Source organism: Paenibacillus sp. GM2FR, from assembly GCF_002803325.1.
Taxonomy (GTDB): Bacteria; Bacillota; Bacilli; order Paenibacillales; family Paenibacillaceae; genus Paenibacillus_AQ; species Paenibacillus_AQ lautus.
The window spans coordinates 2,017,566-2,042,024 of sequence record NZ_MKZM01000008.1 but is presented as its reverse complement, the minus strand read 5'-3'; the positions used below and the strand labels follow the sequence as shown (position 1 = coordinate 2,042,024).

Annotated in this window: 17 protein-coding genes; 16 read left to right on the top strand and 1 reads right to left on the bottom strand. The window is 51.2% G+C overall.

The window, feature by feature from the left end:
* The first annotated feature begins 14 nt into the window (after nt 1-14).
* The 9 genes from PAEVO_RS09255 to PAEVO_RS09215 all read left to right on the top strand — a co-directional run bounded on the left by PAEVO_RS09255 (nt 15) and on the right by PAEVO_RS09215 (nt 13,667).
* Nucleotides 15-1,475 carry a hypothetical protein gene (locus PAEVO_RS09255; protein ID WP_100537280.1) on the top strand — a complete coding sequence of 487 codons (1,461 nt, stop codon included), beginning with the start codon at nt 15-17 and terminating at the stop codon, nt 1,473-1,475.
* On the top strand, nt 1,472-2,098 hold the full coding sequence (locus tag PAEVO_RS09250; protein WP_096773856.1) for a Yip1 family protein: 627 nt from the start codon (nt 1,472-1,474) through the stop codon (nt 2,096-2,098). The genes PAEVO_RS09255 and PAEVO_RS09250 overlap by 4 nt, the downstream gene beginning before the upstream one ends.
* A gap of 12 nt (nt 2,099-2,110) precedes the next feature.
* A complete protein-coding gene (locus PAEVO_RS09245) occupies nt 2,111-4,669 on the top strand; it encodes a DUF5696 domain-containing protein (protein WP_100537279.1) in 2,559 nt (852 codons plus the stop codon).
* Nucleotides 4,666-5,583, top strand: coding sequence for a carbohydrate ABC transporter permease (locus PAEVO_RS09240; protein ID WP_100537278.1), 918 nt, complete (start codon nt 4,666-4,668; stop codon nt 5,581-5,583). Before PAEVO_RS09245 ends, PAEVO_RS09240 begins: the two co-directional genes overlap by 4 nt.
* A gap of 15 nt (nt 5,584-5,598) precedes the next feature.
* Nucleotides 5,599-6,543, top strand: coding sequence for a carbohydrate ABC transporter permease (locus PAEVO_RS09235; RefSeq protein ID WP_100537277.1), 945 nt, complete (start codon nt 5,599-5,601; stop codon nt 6,541-6,543).
* A gap of 196 nt (nt 6,544-6,739) precedes the next feature.
* Complete coding sequence (locus tag PAEVO_RS09230; protein WP_481856495.1) at nt 6,740-8,392, top strand: extracellular solute-binding protein; 1,653 nt, start codon at nt 6,740-6,742, stop codon at nt 8,390-8,392.
* Between the two features lie 87 nt (nt 8,393-8,479).
* Entirely contained in the window at nt 8,480-10,231 is a 1,752-nt protein-coding gene (locus tag PAEVO_RS09225; RefSeq protein WP_100537275.1) for a sensor histidine kinase, read from the top strand.
* On the top strand, nt 10,224-11,846 hold the full coding sequence (locus PAEVO_RS09220) for a response regulator transcription factor (protein ID WP_100537274.1): 1,623 nt from the start codon (nt 10,224-10,226) through the stop codon (nt 11,844-11,846). The genes PAEVO_RS09225 and PAEVO_RS09220 overlap by 8 nt, the downstream gene beginning before the upstream one ends.
* A gap of 156 nt (nt 11,847-12,002) precedes the next feature.
* Entirely contained in the window at nt 12,003-13,667 is a 1,665-nt protein-coding gene (locus PAEVO_RS09215) for a glycoside hydrolase family 43 protein (RefSeq protein WP_100537273.1), read from the top strand.
* Nucleotides 13,668-13,771: 104 nt separating this feature from the next.
* Here PAEVO_RS09215 and PAEVO_RS09210 read toward each other — a convergent pair whose 3' ends face one another.
* On the bottom strand, nt 13,772-14,545 hold the full coding sequence (locus PAEVO_RS09210) for a helix-turn-helix domain-containing protein (RefSeq protein WP_100537272.1): 774 nt from the start codon (nt 14,543-14,545) through the stop codon (nt 13,772-13,774).
* Between the two features lie 313 nt (nt 14,546-14,858).
* Between PAEVO_RS09210 and PAEVO_RS09205 the strand changes: the two genes are divergently transcribed.
* The 7 genes from PAEVO_RS09205 to PAEVO_RS09175 all read left to right on the top strand — a co-directional run bounded on the left by PAEVO_RS09205 (nt 14,859) and on the right by PAEVO_RS09175 (nt 24,441).
* Entirely contained in the window at nt 14,859-16,154 is a 1,296-nt protein-coding gene (locus PAEVO_RS09205) for an endo-1,4-beta-xylanase (RefSeq protein ID WP_347708129.1), read from the top strand.
* Between the two features lie 99 nt (nt 16,155-16,253).
* Entirely contained in the window at nt 16,254-17,294 is a 1,041-nt protein-coding gene (locus tag PAEVO_RS09200; RefSeq protein ID WP_100537271.1) for an endo-1,4-beta-xylanase, read from the top strand.
* Nucleotides 17,295-17,339: 45 nt separating this feature from the next.
* Complete coding sequence (locus PAEVO_RS09195) at nt 17,340-18,860, top strand: glycoside hydrolase family 43 protein (RefSeq protein ID WP_100537270.1); 1,521 nt, start codon at nt 17,340-17,342, stop codon at nt 18,858-18,860.
* A gap of 72 nt (nt 18,861-18,932) precedes the next feature.
* Nucleotides 18,933-20,681 (top strand): SGNH/GDSL hydrolase family protein, encoded by a 1,749-nt coding sequence (locus PAEVO_RS09190; protein WP_100537269.1) that lies wholly within the window; start codon nt 18,933-18,935, stop codon nt 20,679-20,681.
* Between the two features lie 80 nt (nt 20,682-20,761).
* Nucleotides 20,762-21,541 (top strand): alpha/beta hydrolase, encoded by a 780-nt coding sequence (locus tag PAEVO_RS09185; protein ID WP_100537268.1) that lies wholly within the window; start codon nt 20,762-20,764, stop codon nt 21,539-21,541.
* Nucleotides 21,542-21,613: 72 nt separating this feature from the next.
* Nucleotides 21,614-23,914 carry an ABC transporter ATP-binding protein gene (locus PAEVO_RS09180; protein WP_100539386.1) on the top strand — a complete coding sequence of 767 codons (2,301 nt, stop codon included), beginning with the start codon at nt 21,614-21,616 and terminating at the stop codon, nt 23,912-23,914.
* Entirely contained in the window at nt 23,911-24,441 is a 531-nt protein-coding gene (locus PAEVO_RS09175) for a DUF1854 domain-containing protein (protein WP_100537267.1), read from the top strand. Before PAEVO_RS09180 ends, PAEVO_RS09175 begins: the two co-directional genes overlap by 4 nt.
* The last annotated feature ends 18 nt before the right edge of the window (nt 24,442-24,459 follow it).

Below are 24,459 nucleotides of genomic sequence, written 5' to 3'. Positions count from 1 at the left end.
GAGGCATGACCAGATTGATCAACAGCTTGCGCAAACTGAAAACGCCTCTCCTCATCTTGATCTGCTGCTTATTGGGGGTTGGCGCAGGAACGGGGAACGTAAGCGCCGAGAGCGCCGCGGACTCCTACAATTATTCCTATTGGGGCGATGCCGTCGCAGCGCCGGCCGCTTATGTAGCGACCGAATGGATCAGCGGCTCGGACCTGGGGACGGGGGCTTTCCAAGAGCCGAGTGATCTCCACGTCGCCGCCGACAATCGCGTATACGTACTGGATTCAGGCAACAATCGGATCGTTGTGCTGGACCATGATCTAAAGCTGGTAACCACCGTGGATTCCTTCACGAGAGAGGGCAAGCCGGATACATTCCTTCAACCGCAAGGGATTTTCGTGACGGATGACGGCGATGTGCTTGTAGCGGACACGGGTAACAAGCGGGTGGTTCACTTAGATGCGGATTTTCAGCTGGTCAAGATCATCGATTCACCGGAGTCGGAACTATTGCAAGATTCGTTTAAATTCGAACCCGTGCGGGTCGTAATGGACCATGCGCAGCGAATTTATGTCATGGCTGTCGGCGTGTTTGACGGGTTCATGGAATTCAACGCCGAAGGGGCGTTTACTACTTTCATTGGCGCGAATCGCGTTTATATCGATCCGATCGAATATTTCTGGAAGCAGGTGTCGACCAAAGCGCAGCGCAGCCAGATGGTCATGTTTACGCCTACGGAGTTTACGAATCTGGATATTGACTCGGAAGGATTTATCTATGCCACTAACGGAGACCAGTGGGGGAACAACATTAAGAAGCTTAACGCGCAAGGCAGCGATATTTTACGAAGAACAGGGTATTCCGACCCGCAGGGCGACATTCTTTACATCAGCAGCGAAGGTCCTTCTAAGCTGATCGATATCGATGTTACAGACAGCGAGATTTACTCTGTTCTCGATGGCAAGCGAGGGCGGGTGTTCACTTACAACGGGGACGGTCATCTGATGTACGTATTCGGCGGGCTGGGGAACCAATTGGGCCAGTTTCATACGCCGGCCGCCATCGATCGAATCGGCGAGGATTTTCTTGTGCTGGATAAAGCGCTGGGCGAAATCACAGTATTCCGAACGACCGAGTACGGGCGAACGCTGAATGAAGCAGTCAATAGCTATTACCGTGGCGAGGAAGAAACCGCTTTTGCGTTGTTTAATCGAACGATCGCCATGAATGCCAATCTGGATTTTGCCTATGCGGGGATCGGTAAAGCCTTGCTTCGTCAAGGCGATTATAAGGACGCCATGAAGCATTTTAAACGCAGTTTGGATCAGAAAAACTATTCCAAAGCATTCCTGCTATATCGAAAAGAAGTCATGAGAGAGCATTTTCCGTTGATCATGACCGTGCTGTTCTTAGCCGGAATCGGTATTTTTGTTGCGGCAAGGCTTCGGAAAGCGAAGGAACGAAGAAAGGGGGCTTCCGCATGAGCAGGGATTGGATTCGATTCCCCCTAAATCTCATGGTTCATCCCTTTGAAGGCTATTGGGACCTGAAATACGATCGCAACCGAAAATTCACGTTGATCATTTCATTTTGCGTATTGTTCCTGGTGGCCGTTACGAACATTTTGGGGAGCCAGTACAGCGGTTTTCTAGTCCATGTGTACAATCCAGAGACCATGAACAGCTTCATGGAAATCGTGTATGTGATCGTGCCGGTATTGTTCTGGTGCGTGGCCAACTGGTCGCTTACGACCTTGATGGACGGAGAAGGCAAATTCGTCGAAATTTTTACCTCGACCTGCTTCGCGCTCCTGCCGCTCGTGATCATTCAATTTCCATGGATTTGGCTCAGCAATCTCGTTTCGCTGCAAGAGACCGCCTTCTATTATTTTTCCAACTCCGTTGCGGTTCTTTGGTTCGTATATCTGCTGTTTATCGGCAATATGACCGTACATCAGTTTTCCCCGTCCAAAACGATCGGAATTATGATGCTGACCCTGGTCGCCATGGGGTTCATGGCTTTTATCAGTTTGCTGTTTTTCAGCTTGGTCCAACAGATCGTGGCCTTTATATCCGTCATCTATCAAGAATTCGTCATGAGAACTTAAGGAGGAGGAAAAATGGGCAATTTCGCTAGATATATGCTGCTTGCTGCCAGTGTACTGACAGCGCTGATCATGGCCGGATGCACGGATAAAGGACCCGATGAGGCAGCTGGCGATCAAGTCAACAGGCTCACCGAAACGTTTAAACCCGATTCAACTCTTAAGGCGTCGTTCGCCAATCCAAGAGTCCAAGGCATGAAAGGCATCGCCGAGAACGATCAACTGCAGCTGCTAGCGGACGATCAGACGGGGGCGATCGCCGTCGTGCATAAAGCGAGCAGGGAAGTTTGGCACAGCAATCCTCCCGGGCGTGAGTCGGATCCGCTGGCTGCAGGCGTGAACAAGAGTTTGTTGTCCTCTCAGTTGAAGCTTGATTTTTATAATAGTTTCGGACAAATAAACTCCGTCAATTCGCACGCCGATAGCGTGGCTTATAAACAAATCGGCATGGAGGAAATCGCAAATGGCGTTCGCGTAAACTACCGGTTCGGCTCGGACAAGAAAACAATCGACGACATGCCCAAGAAGATCAGCAATTCGCGCTTCGAGCAGAACCTGTTAAGCAAGCTGGACAGCACGGGCCAGCGAACGCTGAAAATCGCGTACACCGAGGATGCGGAACAGGGGATGTATGTCCGGTCCGACGGCGCGCTTAAAGGCCTTCAGCTGGAGCGGGCGCTTAAAGCCTTTGAGGATGCCGGGTATACCGAAGAAGATTTGCTGGTCGACATTGAGGAAAACCATTTGGATCAGACCAAGCCTGAACCGCGGGTATTTCATGCTTCGGTTGAATACACGCTGGACGGCGACAGTCTGCTCGCCAAGATCCCGGTTTCCAGCATCGATTTCCCGGCTGAATATCCGGTGAACACCATATCGTTCCTGAGTTTCTTCGGTGCCGGGGGAACGGAAGAAAAAGGCTCGATCTTCATTCCGGACGGATCGGGGGCTCTGATCCATTTTAATAACGGCAAGACCCGGTATCCAGCCTACCAACAGAACGTGTACGGAACGGACCGAACCGTGAGCCGCATCGAAACGGCAGAAATCAGCCAGGAAATCAGGCTGCCGGTGTTCGGAATCATCCGTCAAGCCGGGGCATTTATCGGCATCATCGAGGAAGGGGCTCCGGCCGCGACAATCAATGCCGACGTTAGCGGCAGACTGAACAGCTATAACTACGTTTACCCGACGTTCACGGTGATCAACAAAGGCGACTTAAGCCTGGATGCGAACGGTCAGCAGCGCTCGCTTCCGAAATTTCAAGAAGCTCCGATGCGAAGCGATTTTACGGTCCGATATGCCTTCGTGGGCAAGCAGTCGGCTTCCTATCAAGGACTTGCTGCCTATTACAGGAAATATTTGGAGCAGTATGGCGGTCTTCCCGCAATTGCCGAGAGGAACAGGGAGAATATGCCGTTCTATCTGGAGCTCGTAGGCAGCATTTATAAGAAAAAGCATTTTGCAGGAATTCCCTATCGGGCGCTGGAGCCGCTCACGACCTTTGAACAAGCGCAAAGTATTCTGACAGACATGAGCCAGCGTGGAATCCATGACATCAAATTGAAATATAGCGGCTGGTTCAACAAGGGGCTGGCTCATGAGGTACCTGGCAGCGTCTCCGTTGACCAGCAGGTAGGGGGAGAGAAGGGACTTCGGCGTCTGTTATCCTATGCAAACGAGAATGGGGTAACGCTATATCCGGATGTCGCCATCCTTACCGCATTGTCCGGTTCCGGGTTCAACGAAACGAAGGAGGCGGCCAGAACGCTCCGAGGCGTCCCCGCAGAGCTCTATTCATTCAATCCGGCATTGAATCGCCGGGATCGGACCGGTTCGCCGACCTATGTCATATCGCCGCGGTTTATAGGTAGTTACACGGAAGCTTTCTTAAAGGACTATGGCAAATACGGCGCAAATGCCGTTTCGCTGAGTGATCTGGCCGCCGAGCTCGATAGCGATTTTCGCAAGCACCGCCAAATTGACCGAACGGAGTCCGAGCAGCTGTCTCAGGATGCGCTGAACAAGATTGAAGATGCCAATCTTCAGGTCATGGCTGACGGAGGAAATGCTTATGCGCTGCCTTTCTTAACCGATATCACCCACGCGCCCATGGCAAGCAGCAGGTTTAAAATCGAGGACGCGGAAATCCCGTTCTATCAAATGGTCGTCCGCGGTTATATCGATTACACAGGCTCACCCTACAATCTGACTGCGTATACCGATCCCAAACCGTATATATTGAAGTGTTTGGAGTACGGTTCCAGCGTGTACTTCCAATGGATCTTTGAACCGAATCACAACATAAAGGACACAGCGCATAACGACTTGTTCTCCGCCAATTACGAGATATGGATCGATGAAGCCGCCCGTATCTATGAGGAAGTGAATGCTTTTCTGAAAAAGGTTCGCCATGATCGGATCATCGGACACGACGAATTGGCTGACGGCGTATTCAAGACGATATATGAGAGCGGCGTTTATGTCATCGTGAATTATAATCATGTACCGGTGACGATTGACGATCTAACCATTGAAGCCGAAAGCTATGTGACAGGTGGTGAAGCGCCGTGAAATTCATAAACCAGCGATTGGGGGGAAAGCAAAGGAGCTATGGGAAACAGAAGGCTTTATGGGGCATTGCTTATGTTATGCCTTGGCTTCTCGGCTTTATATTTTTCTTCCTGATCCCTTTGCTGACTTCCCTGATCTACAGTTTTAGCACTGTAACCGCGAATTCCGAAGGAATCGGCATTACCCTAATGGGGATGAAAAATTATGTGACCGCCTTTACGGTCAACACCAGCTTTAATCGAATGCTGACCGAAGCGATTGTTAATATGGTGGTAAACGTGCCCCTGATCGTTATTTTCAGCCTCTTTCTGGCTGTTGTCCTGAATCAGAAATTCCTTGGCCGTTCCTTTGCCAGATCGATATTCTTCCTGCCTGTCATTCTTGCTTCCGGGGTCATACTGACCCTGGAAAGCAGCAGCCTCGTTCAGGCGATCAATGATCAGAATGCCGGTTCCGGAGGGCTGATCAACGCTTTGGGAAGCTTTGAGCTCGAGCGATTAATGCTTCAAGCCGGCGTAAGCGAGACCATCGTAAACTATTTAACGGGAGCCGTGGATCGTATTTATGATATTGTAAGCCAATCCGGCGTACAGATTCTCATATTCCTGGCTGGCATCCAGACGATATCTCCCCAGCTGTATGAAGCGTCCAAGATGGAAGGGGCAACGGGTTACGAAGCCTTCTGGAAAATCACGTTTCCGATGGTTAGCCCGCTAATCCTGGTCAATATGATTTATACGATTATCGACTCGTTCTCCCGAAATGAGCTGACAGAGTTAATCCGTACCACGGGCTTCGTTCAGTTCGATTTCGGCCTTAGCTCAGCGATGGCCTGGATTTATTTCTTAGCCATTACTATCATCCTATTAATCAGCGCATATTTGGTATCCAGAAAGGTCTTTTACCATGAATAGAAGAAGGTGAATGCAATGCCGGTATCTCGGTTGCTATCGCTCGAACATTGGAAACGATGGCTCTGGTCTTTCATACGTTTAACATTGATCGCAGGCCTGTCCTTTGTCATTCTGTATCCGATTCTGCAAAAAATCTCGACGGCCGTCAAAGACAAGGCCGATCTTTATTCACCGGTCGTCGTATGGATTCCGGAAAATTTTACGATGAGCAATTTCCTTGATGCCATCCGCATTATGGATTACTGGGAAACGCTCTTCAACACGTTTGCGCTGTCGGCGACGACGACGGTCTTGACAGCCGCTTCTTGCGCGCTTGCGGGATACGGCTTTGCCCGTTTGAAGTTCAAGGGCAGCCAATTTATGTTCGCTTGCGTTATCCTGACGATACTGGTGCCCCCAACCACGATTCTCATTCCCATATACTTGAATCTGAAAGATTTTACGCTGATGGGCTTGATCCCGCTCATAACCGGGAAATCCGTCAATCTGTTAAACAGCTATTGGCCGTTCATTCTGACTTCGCTGACGGCCAATTCCCTCAAAGCCGGTTTGTACATTTTTATATTCCGACAATTTTTCCGCGGCATTCCGAAAGAAGTGGAAGAGGCCGCTTATATCGACGGCGCGGGCGTCGGAACCACCTTTACCCGCATCATGATGCCGAACGCGATTCCTGCCGTCATTACCACGACGTTGTTCTCCTTCGTCTGGCAATGGAACGACAGCTTCTACACGACGACGTATCTGACTTCAAGCAAGGTCATGTCCACCCAGCTTTCATCGCTGCCGTACAATCTGTCCATCATGCTGGGCGGCGATCCGTCGAAGGCAGACCCTTTTTATTTGAGTATGGTGCAGGATACCGGCATCTTGCTGGCCATCCTTCCGTTGATCGTCATTTATTTGTTCGTCCAGCGATACTTCGTGGAAAGTATCGAGCGTACCGGTATCGTAGGCTAACATTTCAAGATGAAAACCGCCACCCCGAATCTAGGGGATGGCGGTTTTTGCTTGCATGCAGCAACAAGTAAATAACGGGATGGAAAGTAAAAAAATGTTTATTGTGGGCCGGGTCCTTTAAAGTATAATAATACAATTAATCGATAGGAAAGGGTGTTATCTGTTGCTGATCATCGTAAAGAACTTATCCAAGGTCATGCTAAGCGCTTTACTGTTTGGTTCAACACTGGCGTCTTGTCACCAAAGCAGCGGTATCGACCACAATCGGGGGCCGGATACACGCGGGGAGGGCGTATACAACGATAAGTCATTAAGCGCTTATCATCCGCCGATCGAAGTCACGCTTGTTAGAGAAATCGGCGACGGCTTGGAAGATATTCTGAAGGCATTGCCTGATGAAACGCTGGAGGACAATCGCTGGAGTCAGTTGTACGAACAAGTTCTTGGCATTCAAATCAAATACAAATGGGCTGTGAGAAGCGAACAATACCACAAAAAGCTGGATATTATGCTGGCTTCAGGGAACATTCCGGATATCGTCAAGGTCAATGCCCAGCAGCTCAGGCAATTAAGTCATGCCGGTCTGATCCAGGATCTGACGCAGGCTTATGAGGAATATGCTTCAGCGTTGACTCGGCAAGTTCATCGTCAGGAAGGGAGCGGCACCCTGGAATCCGGCATAATCGGTGACAAGCTGATGGGCATACCAGAGACCGATTCCTCTATCGAAAAGGCGATGTTTCTGTGGATTCGAACGGATTGGCTGGACCGATTGGAGCTGTTGCCTCCGCAAACGATGGATGATGTCCTGGTAATTTCGAAAGCGTTTACAGAACAGGATCCCGACGGAAATGGCCAACAGGACACCTATGGAATAGCGGCTACCCAATATTTGTGGGACCCCGTCATGGGTTTAACCGGATTCATGGCCGGTTATGGAGCTTACCCGAACATATGGCTTGAAGACGAGAGCGGCAAACTCGTATACGGAGGCATTCAGCCCGAAGTGAAACAGGCACTCAAAGCGCTTCAGGATATGTATCGCAACCATGAAATCGAGAGTGAATTCATTTTTAAAAACGGAAGCAAAGCCAAACAGCTCATAGCCGATGGGAAGATCGGAATGGCCTATGGAGAGCAATGGGGAGCGTTCTTGTTTCAATCCAGCCGAAGCGGCGATTCGGATGCAGAGTGGCAGGCTTTTCCCATTGTTACTGACTCCGGCAAGGCGCCAAAGGTTCCGCTTAAATTTACCACAAGTTCTTTTTACGCCGTAAGAAAGGATTTTGCTCACCCGGAAGCGATTCTGAAATTGTTCAATTTGCATCTTGAAAAAAATTGGGGCAAAACGGCCGAGTACGGGACTTACTACAACGATTCCTCGCCCGTGTGGGGTCTATCTCCCGTGACTCCTTTCCCTGCTGATAAAAACCTCGAAGCCTACCGGCAAATCGCCGAAGCGCGTCGACAAGGCTCGACGTCACAGTTACAAGGTGAGTCCGGATTCATTCAAGACCGAATCGATCGGTATATGGATAAGAAAGAAGACAGCGAATCCGACTGGGGATGGGAAAAAATCTACGGGTCATCCGGTGCGATGAGTATCCTGGACCAATACGAGAAAAACGATCAGTTGTTATTCGATGCATTTGCCGGCGCTCCGACCGAAACCATGATCGAAAGAAGAAACATTCTGGACAATCTTCAGCATGATTACTTCGTTAATATCATCCTCGGCGAACCCGTTGACCAATTCGACCGGTTTGTCGAGGAATGGTATCGGCTTGGCGGCGCGGACATTACGGCCGAAGTGAATCAATGGCATGAGGAAAAGAAAGGCCGTCCATAGAACCATGAGCCCCACAAGCATGATTGGCTTCAAAGGCCATCAGGCCGCTAATCATCAAGCATATTCACACGCATCGGAGGAGTTTAATTGCTTAAGTTACCCGTGAATTCCATTCGTAATACCATCTTTATTCGATTGGTTGCTACCTATCTATTCGTTATTCTTCCGCTTATCATTCTCGGTGTTTATCTGTATAACTGGAGTTACCAATACGCTAGCCAGGAAATATCCAAAAATTCGCAAGCGCAGCTTTCGGCTTACCTGGACGGGTTGAACCGGGAAATCGAATGGTTGGAAATTCAGCAATACGATATTTTGCAGGACGGGGAACTCAACAAAATGGCGCTGACATGGGAGATGATGAGCACGGTCGATAGAAAAGCAAGCCTCCATTATTTGCTGCCTCGACTGGTCTCCATCAAAAACAGCAGTGTCTACATAAAAGATGTATTCGTTCATATCCGCGGTATGGATAAAACGATTTCAGCCATGACCGGGATGAACCCATTCGACTCGAGACGGTATAACAATGTCCAAGCAGGAAAGGCGCGCGGCAATGCGAGACTCTTGCAGATCGACGATACGCTCCATCTTGTAGCGGCTAAATACGGAGCTAGAAAAGGGGAAGAACCGTTCCTGATCGTTCAGATCGAACTGGATCCGAGCAAACTCAGGGAATCCTTGATACAAATCAGCGTATATCCGGAAAGCGGGGCTTTTATCGTCTCCGAGCCGTCCGGATTTGCTCTGGCCAGCCATGAGGAGGCGGATCGTTTAATGGGAGGGGCCGTGCAGGCCATCCAAAATGCGAATCGCCAACTGATAACGATCGGTACAGGCAGGTATCTGATTGATAAGGCGTATTCCGACAAGCTGAAATTATCCGTGTTCACCTACTTGCCTACCAAGGTGGTGAAGCGGCCGCTAAGTAAATTTTATGTCTGGGCCTGGCTGTTTGCAGGCACGACGCTCTTAGCCATCGCCATCTATGCCGTATCGACATACAAGCTGGTTCATAAACCGCTGCTCCTGCTTGTCCAAAGCTTCAGGAAAATGGAAGATGGCATGTTTAATATCCGGATCAGGCACGGACAAAGGGATGAGTTCGGCTATTTATACGATCGATTCAATCATATGCTTATCAAGCTGCAGCATTTGATTGATCAGGATTTCAGGCATAAGCTCATGATGCAAAGGGCGGAGCTGAAACAGCTCCAATCCCAGATCAATCCCCACTTTTTATATAATAGCTTCTTCATCTTGAGCTCCCTGGCCAAAACGGGGGATGTCGCGCAAATCGAGTTGTTCACGAACATGCTTGGAGAATATTTTCGATTCATTACCCGCAATGATGCGGACAACGTTCCATTGCTGGAAGAGACGAGGCATTCCCGCATTTATACCGAGATTCAAAAGCTCAGATTCTCAAGGCGGATCCGCGTTCAATTCGGGGAGCTGCCGAAGGAAATGGAGACCATCAAGGTGCCGCGATTGATCATTCAGCCTATTATCGAAAACGCCTATGAGCACAGTCTCGAAAAAATGCAGGATGAAGGTTTGCTGCATGTAGCGTTTCATTTGGATAATGACGAAGCCTCCATCGTGATTGAAGAAAATGGGAGCGGGTTGACGAATAACGAAATCGAAGCGCTAAACAGGCGGCTTGAACGGACATCCGAATCCGCTGAATCCCCTGAAGTGACCGGCCTTATCAACATCCATCGGCGAATTGCCTTAACGTACGGGGAAAGCAGCGGATTAGTTTTTTCAAGAAGTCCATTGAATGGATTGCGAGTCCAGATTCGAATCAGGCTGACGGAGGGGAATGGACATGTATAGACTGCTGGTCGTCGACGATGAAGAGATTATTACGAACAGTTTGTTCGAAGTATTTCATCAATGGATGCCCGAAAAGCTTGATGTTTGCCGGGCCTACTCCGGCAAGGAAGCGCTGAATTGGATGTCGCGCACGAGAATCGACATCGTTCTGACGGACATACGCATGCCGGGCATGAGCGGATTGGAATTGACGGAGAGCATCCGCGCTCTTTGGCCAAGGTGCAGAATTATCTTTCTGACCGGGTACAGTAATTTCGATTACGCTTATCAAGCGATCCAGATGCCCAATATTCGCTATTTGTTGAAGACGGAAGGTTTCGATAAGGTCATGGAGGTCGTGAAGGAAGTTATCCATGAAATCGAGAGCGGCAACCGCATGAAAGAATGGCTCAAGCAATCTCGCATGCAGATCGAAGCGCTGGAGTGGATGGAGCAGGGGGAGTACTTCCGGCAATTCGTAGCGGACAGCAGCTTGCTTGGAGCGGATAACGAAGCGATGATTGACGATTTCCAAACCTTGAACATTGGGCTGGATCCTAAACTTCCTGTACTGTTAGCTCTTGGCCGCGTAGCGTATTCAGCAGGCAAAGCATATACAGAAAAGAAAAATGGCCATCGATCGGTAAGATGGATATGGAATTCTTTTATGGAGGAGCATGTCCGCAGCATCGGCGTCGTGGACAAACACGGGGATTTATTATGGTTGCTCCAGCCGCGGTCCGAGAACCCAACCGGGGATCGTCTGGTTCTTTATTTGGAGGGTACGCTTGAACTCATCCAGGAAGCCTGCCTTGATTCTCTTGAACTTACCGTATCATTCACCATAAGCGGCTTCCCGTGCCGGTGGGAGGATGTGACACCACAGTATGAACGGCTGCGAAGGCTGCAGCAGCTAAAGATGGGCGACGGAATTCCGATGATTCTGAAGGATCAAACCGACTCTGACAAATCGCCGTACTGCAAGGAAGGAGTGGAGGCGAGTCATAAGGCGGACATCTTGGAAGCACATTTGGAGGCCGGAAGGGAAAATGAATTTATGGAAGAATTGGAGCAGATGTCGGAAATCGTGCTGAACGTGGACGATCTTCATCAGCACGCTGCCCAAGCTTATTATTCTATTGCGCTGGTGCTGTATGCGAAGCTGACCCGGCTAGGTCTTCAGGATCCTACCGGTGAACGGGGAAAGCTGCTGGACTTGGAAGGCCATGATTCCATGAAGGAAGCTTTTCGGTATTTGAGGCGAACGGCCGAAGACATCTTCGCTTTCAAACGAATGGATGAACGAGGCAAAACGGCGCATGTCATTGATCGGGTATGTCAATATATCGAGGAGCATTTGGATCAGGACGTGACCCTTGTGCATCTTGCCGAACGATATTATTTCAATCCGTCCTATCTATCGCGCTTGTTTAAGCAAGAACGGGGAATCAACATCTCCGAATATATCGAAAAATGCCGAATCCGAAGAGCCAAGGAGCTGCTTAAGGAAGGGGATTTGAAGGTAAGGGACGTGGCTCCTCTTGTCGGATACGATGCAGCCCATTCCTTCACCCGCTTCTTCAAAAAGGCGACGGGGTTAACGCCGCAGGAGTACCGGGACAATCTCGTGAATTAGGCCGGCCACCTACCATTAGTCCGGTGTTTTCAGATGGAATGTCGGGTTGTTGCCTTGCTTAGCAAGCGGTACACTTTTTACGACCACTTCCGGAATGTCGACCCGTAATGGGAATGACAGGTCGCCAAGTAACGATGGAGGAGGGCGTGTTCAGGGATGAAGCCCGTAAAGCCGTTACTGGTCATATCTACCGTATTCGCGTTCGTTTGCATAATGTTTGTCTTTGCAAACCTTGCGAATCGTGGCCAAGACGATCCAAAACTGTTAAACCAGGAGTTGAGTGACAAGATGGGTGATGAAATCAAAGCAGGCAAGGCGGGAACTGAAATGATGGACCAGGGCAGCAGCATGGAAACGATTCGGGATGCGGACAGCACCCGCAGCGAGCCGTATGCGGTCGCGATCGGCAAGATTCCTCCAAATGGGAATCCGGTCGTCTCGCATAAATTCGGCGCGGATCCCTATGCGCTGGCAGTAGACGGACGCGTTTATTTATATAACACGTACGACGCACTAGAGTATGACGGTGACGGGAACGTCAAGGACAACAGCTACAGCACGATCAACAAGCTGTCCGTCATCTCTTCTTCGGATTTGGTCAACTGGACCGATCACGGCGCAATCCAGGTTGCAGGACCGACCGGCGCTACCGCATGGGCAACGCAATCATGGGCACCAGCGGCCGCGCACAAGGTGATTCACGGGGAAGATCGATTCTTCCTCTATTTTGCCAACAATGCCAGCGGCATCGGTGTACTCACGAGCGACAGCCCCGTTGGCCCGTGGATAGATCCTATAGGAAAGCCGCTGATCACAAGAAACACGCCAGGCGTGGAAGGAGTCACGTGGTTGTTTGATCCCGCCGTGCTCGTCGACGATGACGGGAAAGCCTATATTTACTTTGGCGGCGGCATTCCGGAAGGCAAAGCCGAAATGCCGGATACGGCTCGCGTCATGCAGCTTGGTGAAGATATGGTCAGCGTGCTTGGAGAAGCCGTCACGATTCCAGCTCCTTATATGTTCGAGGATTCAGGAATCAACAAGTTTGGTGGAAGGTATTACTATACGTACTGTTCCAATTTCTCCGGAGGAACGCGGCCGGAGAACAGTCCTCCTCCAGGCGAGATCGCTTATATGGTCAGCGAGCATCCGATGGGACCCTGGACGTATCAAGGGACTATATTGAAAAATCCAGGGCATTTCTTCGGGGTCGGAGGGAATAATCATCACGTCATCTTTCAGCTCCGACAAAACTGGTATATTGCCTATCACGCCCAAACGCTGTCGAAGTCCATGGGGGTTCCCAAAGGCTATCGCTCCACCCATCTGAACCGGGTTTATATCGAGCCGGACGGTACCATCAGGGAGATTGAAGCTGACATGGAAGGCGTGAAAGGGATCCAGCCGCTCAATCCTTTCCAACGAACGGAGGCGGTAACGATGGCATGGAATGCCGGAATTCAAGTCAATACGTCTACGGCTGCTGAGGACTCGCAGGGCGGCCCGATACTGACGGTCACGGACATCCATGACAAGGATTGGATCGCAGTGGCCAATGCTGATTTCGGGAAAGGAGCATCTGTGTTTACGGCTTGGGTCTCGGGTATAGATGCGGGAGGGCAGCTGGAGCTTCGGCTGGATCGTCCGGATGGAGAACGAATCGGCACGGTGGACGTACCGCCTTCATCCGGTACGGAACAGCGAAGGGAATTCTCCATAGAGGTTTCGGGCGCGTCCGGCATCCATCATCTTTACTTCATATTTACCGGTCAGCGGGATCAGAGGCTATTTGATTTCGAAGCATGGAAATTTCATCATTGATTGCTGATATTGCCTGTTCGTTAATAACATGATTGCAATCTAAAAAGGCGCTCCCGAAAAAACAGCGCCTTTTTTAGGTTTCGAGGTTATAATGTACGTACAAGTTAATGCTGGCCAGAGGCGATCTGAACTGTCTGCGATCCATGCATTTTTCTATACATGTTAGCGCTTACACCGGCGTAGGACTTGAATTTTTTATAGAACCAGTCCATATCGTTATAACCCACCATGTCAGCGATTTCGTATATCTTCATGTCGGTGTGCACCAGCAAGAATTTCGCTTTCTCCATCCTCTGCTGCAACAGATATTCGTTAAAGGTCATCTTCTCGTGGAACTTGAATTTTTGGACTAAATAGGAGTAGTTGAAATGCATCCGCTCGGCAATTTCTTTCAAGGTGACGTTTTGATACTTCGAATCTTCCAAGTATTCCTTGACCTCTTGAATGACCTGATCCTCCTTTTCCGCATGGACATGGGACACTCTAAGACACGGATTCCCGTCACCGGAATCGGTTGCCGGCGTGATCATCTGCAAGCTGGAGCTGAGCTCTTCGATTGTGAACGGTGCTGGCAAATAATCGTTGACTTGCAGCTGCAAGGCTTTCCGGGTCCAATAAAAGTCCGTGCTGCCTCCGGCAACAATGATAGGGACTCGGCTTACGCACCGGATTTGTTCGCATAACTCCATGCCTGCGGAATCTGAACCGAACGCATGGATAATTACTACCGTGTAAGGTTCCAAGGCAACGAATTGCATAGCGGATGAGGAGGACCTGACGCAGCGGCACCGCGAGCATCTCAAATCATTCCAATCCGGCGGGCTTCCCGGTGTTTCTACATCATGAGTTTCCAGATCAACAAGCAGAATATCATGCACAATGCTTCCCCCTAACTTCTTTGTAATAACGCTTACATACGGTTTGATAACATTATGGTGAACGGAAGGCTGGATCACAATGTGCCGATCTTTATATTTCTAACCGATATTTACTTCTTACTGAATATAACCGGTATGTGAACGCGTAAGAAATTTTGACAACCTGAAATTGGACGGGTGAAGGACCCCAATTTGGCAGGTTGTTGCAAAAAAATGTAAGCGCTAATATGGAGTTATGACATTTCGGGCTGGGTTCCGTACCGGATCCATGTTTCCTTGCTCGAAGCGGAAAGGAGGTAATGCTTTGCATCGTATGCCTAAACGCGGCCGATGGGCGGTAACGGCAGCGGCAGCTGCGGTGACAGCGTCTGTTGTTCTCCTCTTAATCGTGTCCTATATGGACAGCCGCGACAAGCAGGCCGCTGAAAGTCTGGCACCTGGGACACTGGAGGAAGGAGTAGCGGAGATAAGGGGGGATTCCGAAGCGTTGAACGGGAATACGAGTGCCGAATCGCCAGCCAGTACGAACAAACCCGCATCTACTGAACCGCAGGTACAACCGTCTGTACGGCGGGATATTCCCTCGCTTCATGAACTCTACAAGGAGGATTTTCCGATCGGCGCCGCGATCGAACCGAATCAGACCAACGGCCCATCATCGGAGCTGCTGAAGAAGCATGTCAACTGGCTGGTGGCGGAGAACGTCATGAAGCCGGATGCGATCCAGCCATCGGAAGGCCAGTTTATATGGACGAATGCCGACCGAATCGTGGAATTTACCAAGGAGAACAACATGCAAGTCCGTTTCCATACGCTGGTCTGGCATACCCAAGTTGGCGCGTGGTTTTTTCAAGATGCGGAAGGCAAATCGATGGTGGATGAGACAGACCCCAAGCGCCGGGAAGCGAACAAAAAATTGCTGCTGGTACGCCTGGATACCCACGTAAGGACGATCGTCGGCCGATATAAGGACGAGATTACGTCTTGGGACGTGGTGAATGAAGTCATTGAACCCGGGGATCCGGACGGGATGCGCGCGAGCGAATGGTATAAAATTGCCGGCACCGATTACATCGCAACGGCATTTCGAGCGGCTCGGGAAGCCGGAGGACCCGAAGCGAAGCTTTATATTAACGATTACGGTACGGATAACCCTGTAAAAAGGGACCGTTTGTTTCAGCTTGTGAAAGATTTGCTGGAGCAAGGTGTTCCGATCGACGGTGTCGGACATCAGACGCATATTGACATCTATGGTCCATCGGTGGATTCCATCATCACGTCGATGCGAAAATTCGCGGAGCTTGGCCTCGACAATCTCGTCACCGAGCTCGACATGAACATTTATGCCTGGAACGACCGCAGCGATTACGGCCAAGATCTCCCGCAAGAAATCCTAAACCTGCAAGCCGAACGATATGGCGAGTTGTTTAAGGCATTCCGCCAAAACAAGGACATCCTTAGCGGTGTCGTCTTTTGGGGCATCGCCGATGATCATACCTGGCTTCATGGTTTTCCGGTCGCACGCACAAATGCGCCTTTGCTGTTCGATCAACAACATCAGCCCAAACCGGCGTTCTGGGCCGTTGTTGAGGCGGCGAGGAATGAGTGATAAATGGACGTCTTCCCAGAGCCTGGCGGACGGTTATGGATAAACCCAAAGCTCAATGCTGCTTACTGAAAAAAACGTTGATAAGGAGAAAGCCGAGTTATGAGAATAAATGTGAAGAGGCTGCCCAGCCTTCATGAAGCCTATGGAAATAGCTTCAAGATCGGTGCTGCCGTGAATCCGATCACGATGGTGACCCAAAAGGAATTGTTGGCGCACCATTTCAACAGCGTTACCGCGGAAAATGAAATGAAATTCGAGCGATTGCACCCATCGGAAGAGGTATATACATTCGATCAAGCCGACCAGATCGTATCGTTTGCCAAGTCGAACGGAATGGCGGTGAGAGGGCATACCCTCGTATGGCATAATCAGACGCCGGAATGGGTATTTCAAAACAGCTCCGGAGGGAAAGCCGGCCGCGAGCTGGTACTTGCGCGGATGAAAGCGCACATCCATGAGGTGGTTGGCCGTTATCGCGGAGATATTTATGCCTGGGATGTCGTGAACGAAGCCATTGCCGACAGCGGAAGCGAACTTCTTCGTTCCTCCCCGTGGCTTGCTTCGATCGGGGAGGATTTTATCGCCAAGGCATTTGAATACGCGCACGAGGCAGATCCGCAAGCGCTGCTGTTTTATAACGATTACAACGAATCCGTACCCGAGAAGCGGGAGAAGATTTACGCGCTCCTTAAATCATTAAAGGAGCAGGATGTGCCGATTCACGGCGTCGGACTTCAAGCTCATTGGAATCTGGAGTTTCCATCGCTTGACGATATCCGCAGGGCCATCGAAAGATATGCCAGCCTTGGCCTGATGCTGCATATAACGGAGCTTGACGTATCCGTTTTCGCGCATGAGGATAAGCGGACCGATCTGGCGGCGCCGACGGAAGAAATGCTTGAACGCCAGGCGGAGCGTTACGGACAATTGTTCCGGCTGCTTAAAGAGTACAGCGGCAGCATCGCTTCCGTAACCTTCTGGGGCGCGGCGGACGATTATACCTGGCTGGATCATTTTCCGGTAAGGGGCCGTAAAAATTGGCCGTTCGTGTTCGACGAGAACCATCTTCCGAAGGAATCCTATTGGAACCTGTTGAAGGAAGCCAATCCCGAAACAACATTCCAAGATGTACGATCGTAAGTCGTATTTCGGCAGTCGCCATGGGTTGAAAGGAGAAATCATCAGATGAACAAGACGCAGATCACGAATCCGATCATGTGGGCGGACGTGCCGGATGTGGATGCCATTCGCGTAGGGAACGCCTATTATATGGTCAGTACGAGCATGCATTCCATGCCGGGCTGCCCGATCATGAGTTCCGAGGATCTGATGCATTGGGAAATCGTTGGTTACGTATACGATACGCTCGAAGACAACGAGGCCCATCGTTTGGAAGGCGGCAAGAATATATACGGGCAAGGCTCTTGGGCGGCCAGCCTTCGCCATCATCAGGGGAAATTCTATGTCTGCTTCTCCAGCAACGATACCGGACGGTTTTATGTGTACCGCACGGATGACGTCATTCAGGGGCCGTGGCAGCGATCCGTCATCGATGGACTGCGGCATGATCCGGGCCTGCTATTCGATGATGACCGGGTGTTCGTGATCTACGGCAACGGGGATATTTACATCACCGAGTTGACTGAGGATGCAGAGGCCCTTAAGCCGAACGGAATTCACCAGCTGCTGTTCCAAACGGAAGTGGAGGGCATCGGACTGCGCTGCGAAGGCTGCCATGCCTATCGAATCAATGGTTATTATTATTTACTGTTCATTGAATGGCCGAAAGCAGGTTTCGGCAACGGCCGGCGCAGACAAATCTGTTACCGGTCACGGGAACTGCTCGGCCCTTATGAACGAAGAATCGTATTGGATGATGATCTCGGCTACCATAACAAGGGAATCGCACAAGGCGGGATGTTTGATACGCCGGATGGCAAGTGGTACGCGATGCTGTTCCAGGATCATGATGCCGTCGGCAGAATCCCGTGCTTGGTGCCGGTAGTCTGGGAAGAGGATTGGCCGGTGTTCGGCAGGGAAGGCAAGGTGCCGGAACGGTTTGAAGTCGACTTGCCGCAAGCTGCTACGAAGCCGCTCGTAATCAGCGATGAATTCGAATACGAATCGAATAAACTGGCGCTGAATTGGCAGTGGAACCACAACCCGGATCATCGGTTATGGTCGGTGACCGAACGCCCCGGTTTCCTAAGATTGACAACGGGGAGCCTGGCATCGAGTGTGCTTCAAGCGCGGAATACGCTGACGCAGCGTACGGAAGGGCCAACATGCTCGGGAAGTGTCTTATTGGACACGGGGGGGATGAAGCCTGGCGATCAAGCGGGGCTTGTTGCGCTGCAAAGCCATTTCGGCACCATCGCAGTCAAAATTGTGGAGAGCGGCGACAAGTTCATAGTGATGAGCGTGAACGGCGGGAATGGCGAAGAAATAGAGCTGGAAAGGGTTCTTTATCGCGGCAGGGATGTGCACTTGAAAATTGATTTTGATTTTGAGGACAGCAAAGATGTGGCTTTCTTTCAGTATTCCGTCGACGGGGCGGAATGGATTCCGATCGGAGGGGAGCTGAGCATGCGCTATACGTTGGATCACTTTATGGGTTACCGCATCGGGCTTTATTATTATGCGACCGGGCACATCGGCGGTCATGCCGACTTCGATTATTTCCGCTACGAAAAAGCCGAGCGATAATCAAAGTAACCAAAATAAGAGGAGCCGATCGATGTATGAAAAGAGCCGGCAAAGTGAGGAGGAGGATGAACCCTGACAGGCCATTTCACGCCAAGGGAAATTGGAACGGAAGGTCCTGTGGCGCCGCAGGATCCGGCAGTCAAACGTCGCGGACTGTACATCCTGTATGAGACGATGATCGAAGCGACGATTCGTCCCGATGGAAAGTACACGCAAGAGATATACCTGGACGGGAGCCAGCTCGTCGATAAAGCCCGATTTACCGGGGGTGTGACGGATGAAGCCATTCTAGAGCTGCTAAAGAGCAGCAGCGGTCTTCGCCGGCTGGTGGACTGCATCGGGATATCCGTTCATGCGCATGAACGGGACGTATCGAGCGCTCTGTTCACATTTTGGAATTGGGGAAAAGCGAAAGCGAATCCATACGAAACGGGATCCCGGCTGAGCATAACCTGTCCAACCGACGGCACGGAAACGCTCTTGGTTCTGGATGACGACGAGGGTCGATATCCGGATGACGATGTTCCCGGCAAATTCGTCTTCGAGTTTGAGCGAGGGGGCGTGTTGGCAACGGCCAGCATCGTATTCTATCTTCGTGACGGTTACCAAGTCCCCGAGGCTGCAGACGACCCGCCGGTCGATGTGGAATCGCAAGCGTACAAAGAGATGATTAAGAAATCGCTCATAAGCCCGGGTCATAACAAACGATTAAAGTCGGCGATCGAAAAAGCGAAGCGAGGCGAGCCCGTAACCATCGCCTACATCGGCGGTTCCATTACCCAAGGGGCCGGCGCTGTCCCGCTCCATTCCCAATGCTACGCATACCAATCCTATGACCTGTTCAAGCGAAGGTTTGCACCGGCCGCAGATTGCCCGATTCGTCTAGTCAAAGCAGGCGTAGGCGGCACGCCGTCGGAGCTGGGCATCGTCCGCTATGATCGGGATGTGCTTCGAGAAGGGGAGGTACGGCCGGATATTGTGATTATCGAGTTTGCCGTCAACGACGCCGGCGACGAAACGAAAGGAAATTGTTACGAGAGCCTGGTGCTCAAGGCTCTTCGCGCCGATCACAAGCCCGCGGTAATTTTGCTGTTCAGCGTCTTCGTGAACGACTGGAATCTTCAAGACCGCCTGGCCCCGGTCGGTTGGCATTACAATCTTCCGATGGTCAGCGTGAAGGATGCGGTCACGGATCAGTTCCGATGGACCAAGGAGCAAGGGAACGTGATTACGAAAAGACAGTTTTTCTACGACATTTATCATCCAACCAATGCAGGCCATCGGGTGATGGCCGATTGTTTGGACTGGTTATTTGAAGTAACCGATCGTTCCTCCATCGACGAGGAAGACCTGACATATGTGCAGCCTCCGCTGATCGGAAATGACTTCGCCTTAACGCAGCTGCTCGATCGCAGGAATGGCGATCGCATCGCCCGCATTGATCCTGGCGGTTTTTCGGACACCGACATGGATCTGCAAATGGCGGAGCTGGACGATCATGCATACGGCACGCCGCAATTTCCGAATAACTGGATGCACACGGCTGATTCCGGCGAGCACAGCTTTAAGATGACCATCCGGAGCATGAGTCTTATCCTTGTTTATAAAGATTCGGGAAGCCGGGAATTCGGGACCGCGAAGATCTGGGTAGACGGGAAGCTGAAGAAGACAGCTGATCCGCATGACGTCAATTGGACGCATTGCAGCGCCGTGATTTTATACAACGAGTCCAAGTCAGAAGAACATGCGGTAGAGATCAAAATGGCGGAAGGGCGCGAGGATAAGCGGTTCACAATTCTGGGCTTCGGTTACGTCCCGTAGGATTGCGATAGCTTAAAGTTCCAAGGGTAAGCCTGATTGGACATTAACCGGCGCTAATTCAATAAGAAGGGGAGAGGAATATGAAGGAGACGGCACCGGCATTGGCTGGATACGATCGGCCGCGGGAACATATCGACAGGGGAAAAATGGAAACCGTGGGATATGCATCCGAAACGGTGGGCAATGATCGAAAGGCGATGATTTACACGCCTCCAGGGTATGCGGAAGACAACATGTACAACGTTCTTTATTTGCTGCATGGCATCGGAGGTGATGAAGCCGAATGGTACCGTCATGGCGATCCTCAGACGATCCTAGATAATTTATATGCGGACGGGAAACTCGCGCCCATGGTCGTCGTGTTTCCCAATGGCCGTGCGATGCCAAACGATCGGGCGGAAGGGGACCTGTTTGATCCGGACAAAATAAAAGCGTTCGAGACGTTCGAATTCGATCTGCTAAGCGATCTGATTCCCTATATCGAGTCGAGATATTCAGTATCGACGGGTCGGGAAAACCGCGCGATTGCAGGGTTATCCATGGGCGGAGGGCAATCCTTGAATATCGGCTTGAAGCATCTTGACCGCTTCGCATGGATTGGCGCTTTTTCTCCGGCTCCGAATACGAAATCGCCGGAACAGCTCGTCCCGAATCCGGAAGAAACGTCGTCAGGGCTTAAATTGCTGTGGCTGTCATGCGGTGACGAAGACAATCTTAAGCCGATAAGCGACCGGACGCATGCGTATTTGGCAGAGCACCAGGTTCCACATATTTGGTTTGAGGAACCTGGCGGACATGATTGGTCCGTATGGAAGAACGATTTGTATCATTTTTCACAGCACCTTTTTAAAGATAGCTAATGTGCAAGGAAGCCTTGCCCGTTTATGGCCGGGCTTTTTACTTTCAGCCAAAATGAACGAAAGGGTAAAATCATGACGTTACTGCCGAAGGACATCGTGTCCATTTTGGACCGAAACGGTACCACCGAAGCTGCGGATCTGGTGCACTGGATGGCGTGCGACCGGTTGCCGGACGGCGGATTTGCAGACAGCTATCTCGTCTTGTCCCGGGAATATCTCCACATCTTTCGAGGCACCAACATTTCGAAGGAGAAGACGTTTTCGGGTTATGCAGCCAGAAGGAGCAAGGACGCTGGCAAGCCGGGGCAAGATCGTTCCGGCGATTGGGCTTGGGAGCGCATTCCCCTCGAACGACTGGAAGCCTTGACCATCGTCAATCAGGTCGCTTCCGGCATGGTCGTTGCCAAGGAGCAGGAGGAGCGAGTAATCGGTGCATTTACAAGCGGTCAAACGAATCAGGCCGTCCGGTTTGCGCAAGCCTTCGATAAATTGAAGAAAAACGAGTTGTATGAGCACTTTGACCATGGGGAGGAATCGGTTGAGGCTTCCTGCCCGACATGCGGATTGATGTACCCTGAAGAAGGCAGGCCATTTTGCCCGAAATGCATGAAGAGACATGCCGTCTTCGCACGTTTGCTGTCGTTTGCGGGCAAGTATAAGCTGTCCATCATCTTTATCGTGTTGTTTATGCTGCTCAATTCGGCGACCGGTCTCGTCATTCCTTATTTTCAAGGCACGGTGCTATTTGATCAGGCGCTTGCCGGAAGTGGCGCTTTCGCGGGGAAGATCGGTCTTGTCATTGTGATCATTCTCGCATTCCGAACGCTATCGCTGTTATTCGGGGTCTTGTTCGGCACCATTATCGCAAAACTGGCGGCAAAGGTCGCATTCGATTTGAAATCGGCCGTATTTACCGCGTTGCAACGGTTGTCGCTCGATTTTTTCATGCGTAGGCAGACCGGTCATCTCATGACCCGAGTGAATAACGACGCACAGGAACTGCAATATTTCTTCGTAGACGGGCTTTCTTATTTCATCGTAAATGCGTTGAACATCATCGGCATCACCGCCGTGCTTCTTTGGATGGATTGGCGGCTTACGCTGATTTGCCTGCTGCCGATGCCACTGGTCCTCTGGCTTGTCCGGAGCGCGTTTCCGAAGCTGTGGCGCTTGTCCTGGCGAAAGCACCGCAGGGTGAGCGCCCTGAATTCAATCATCAGCGATTCGGTTCGCGGCTCGCGGGTCGTCAAGGCATTCGGTAAAGAAAAGGTGGAGATCCGCCGCTTTCAGCGGGCGAACGATGCATTCTCCGGGGCCGAACAGCGTTTCAACAAATTGAGCGGAACCGTGTTCCCGGTGCTCAATTTCCTGACGCAGGCGGGCGGGATCTTGATCTGGGCGTTCGGCGGTTGGTACGTGATGCAAGGCCGGATGTCGTTCGGCGCCGTGCTGACGTTCGTCAACTATATGATGATGCTGTACGGGCCGATTCAGTTCATGAACAATATCGTCGGCTGGTGGTCCAATTGCATGGCGGCGGCGCAACGTATCTTCGAGATCCAGGATGCCGTGCCGGATGTAGCCGAGCGTCCTGGCGCCGTTCATTTGCCGGCGATGAAAGGCGATATCGTGGTCGATAACGTTTCGTTCGGCTATGAGCCGAACAAACCGATTTTGAAGCAGGTGTCCTTTTGCGCGAGATCGGGGCAGATGATCGGCGTTGTCGGCCATTCGGGTGCGGGGAAATCGACGCTTGTCAATCTGGTGTCGCGATTGTACGACGTAACCGAGGGGGAAATCCGGATCGACGGCGTCAATGTCAAGGATCTTTCGACAGCTTCACTGCGGCGTCATATCGGGATCGTATCCCAGGATGTCTATGTGTTCTCGGGCAGCATCGCCGAAAATATCGCGTACGCCGATCCCGATTGCCAGGCGGAGGACATTCTGCATGCGGCCAAAATCGCGAATGCGCACGATTTCATCGAAAAGCTGCCGGACGGCTATGATACCCAGGTCGGATCGGGCGGTTACAGCTTGTCCGGCGGGGAGAAGCAGAGGCTTTCGATCGCCAGGGCCGTGCTGCACAACCCAAAGGTGCTCATTCTAGACGAGGCGACCGCCTCGCTCGATACGGAGACGGAGCTGCAAATTCAGCAGGCGCTTGATTCGCTTGTCAAAGGACGGACGACGATCGCGATCGCCCACCGGCTGTCCACGTTAAGGCAAGCCGATTTTTTGGTTGTGATGGATAAAGGCGTCATCGTCGAAGCGGGCACACACGACGAGCTGATGGCGATGGAGGGCGTCTATAGGGAACTGGTCCGCAAACATGACGAAGCGCTCAGAATGAAGGGGGAGATCATCGCATGACGACGATGGACGAACATCGGGGGACAGAGCTGGCGGATGCGGCGGGCATCCGATATTTGACCCCGGGCAATACGGATTTCACGGAGACGAACGGACGTATGCTATCGGTCTGTACCGGGGGCGAAGTGCATTCGCCGGTTTACGTGCATTGTTCCTTTCCGCATACGAACCAGCGCTCATTCTTGTCGATTCGTACGGCGGATAACAAGGAGATCGGCATGATCCGCCATCTTGACGATTTTCCCCAAGGCACGGCCTCCCTGATTGAAAGGCAGATGATAATCCGCTATTTTACGCCGGAAATAACAAAGGTTATTGCCGTAACCGAGGAGTTCGGCTATTCCTATTGGGAAGTTGCAACGACTGCCGGACTGTGCCGGTTTACGGTGCGAAACGGCAGCGGCAACGTCAAGTTCGCCGCGGAGAACCGCCTGCTGATTATCGACGTCGACGGAAACCGATTCGTCATCCCGCAGGTGGACCGTCTGAGCGACAAGGAATACCGAATGGTCGAAATGAGATTGTAAACGGCGGTAACGGAGGAA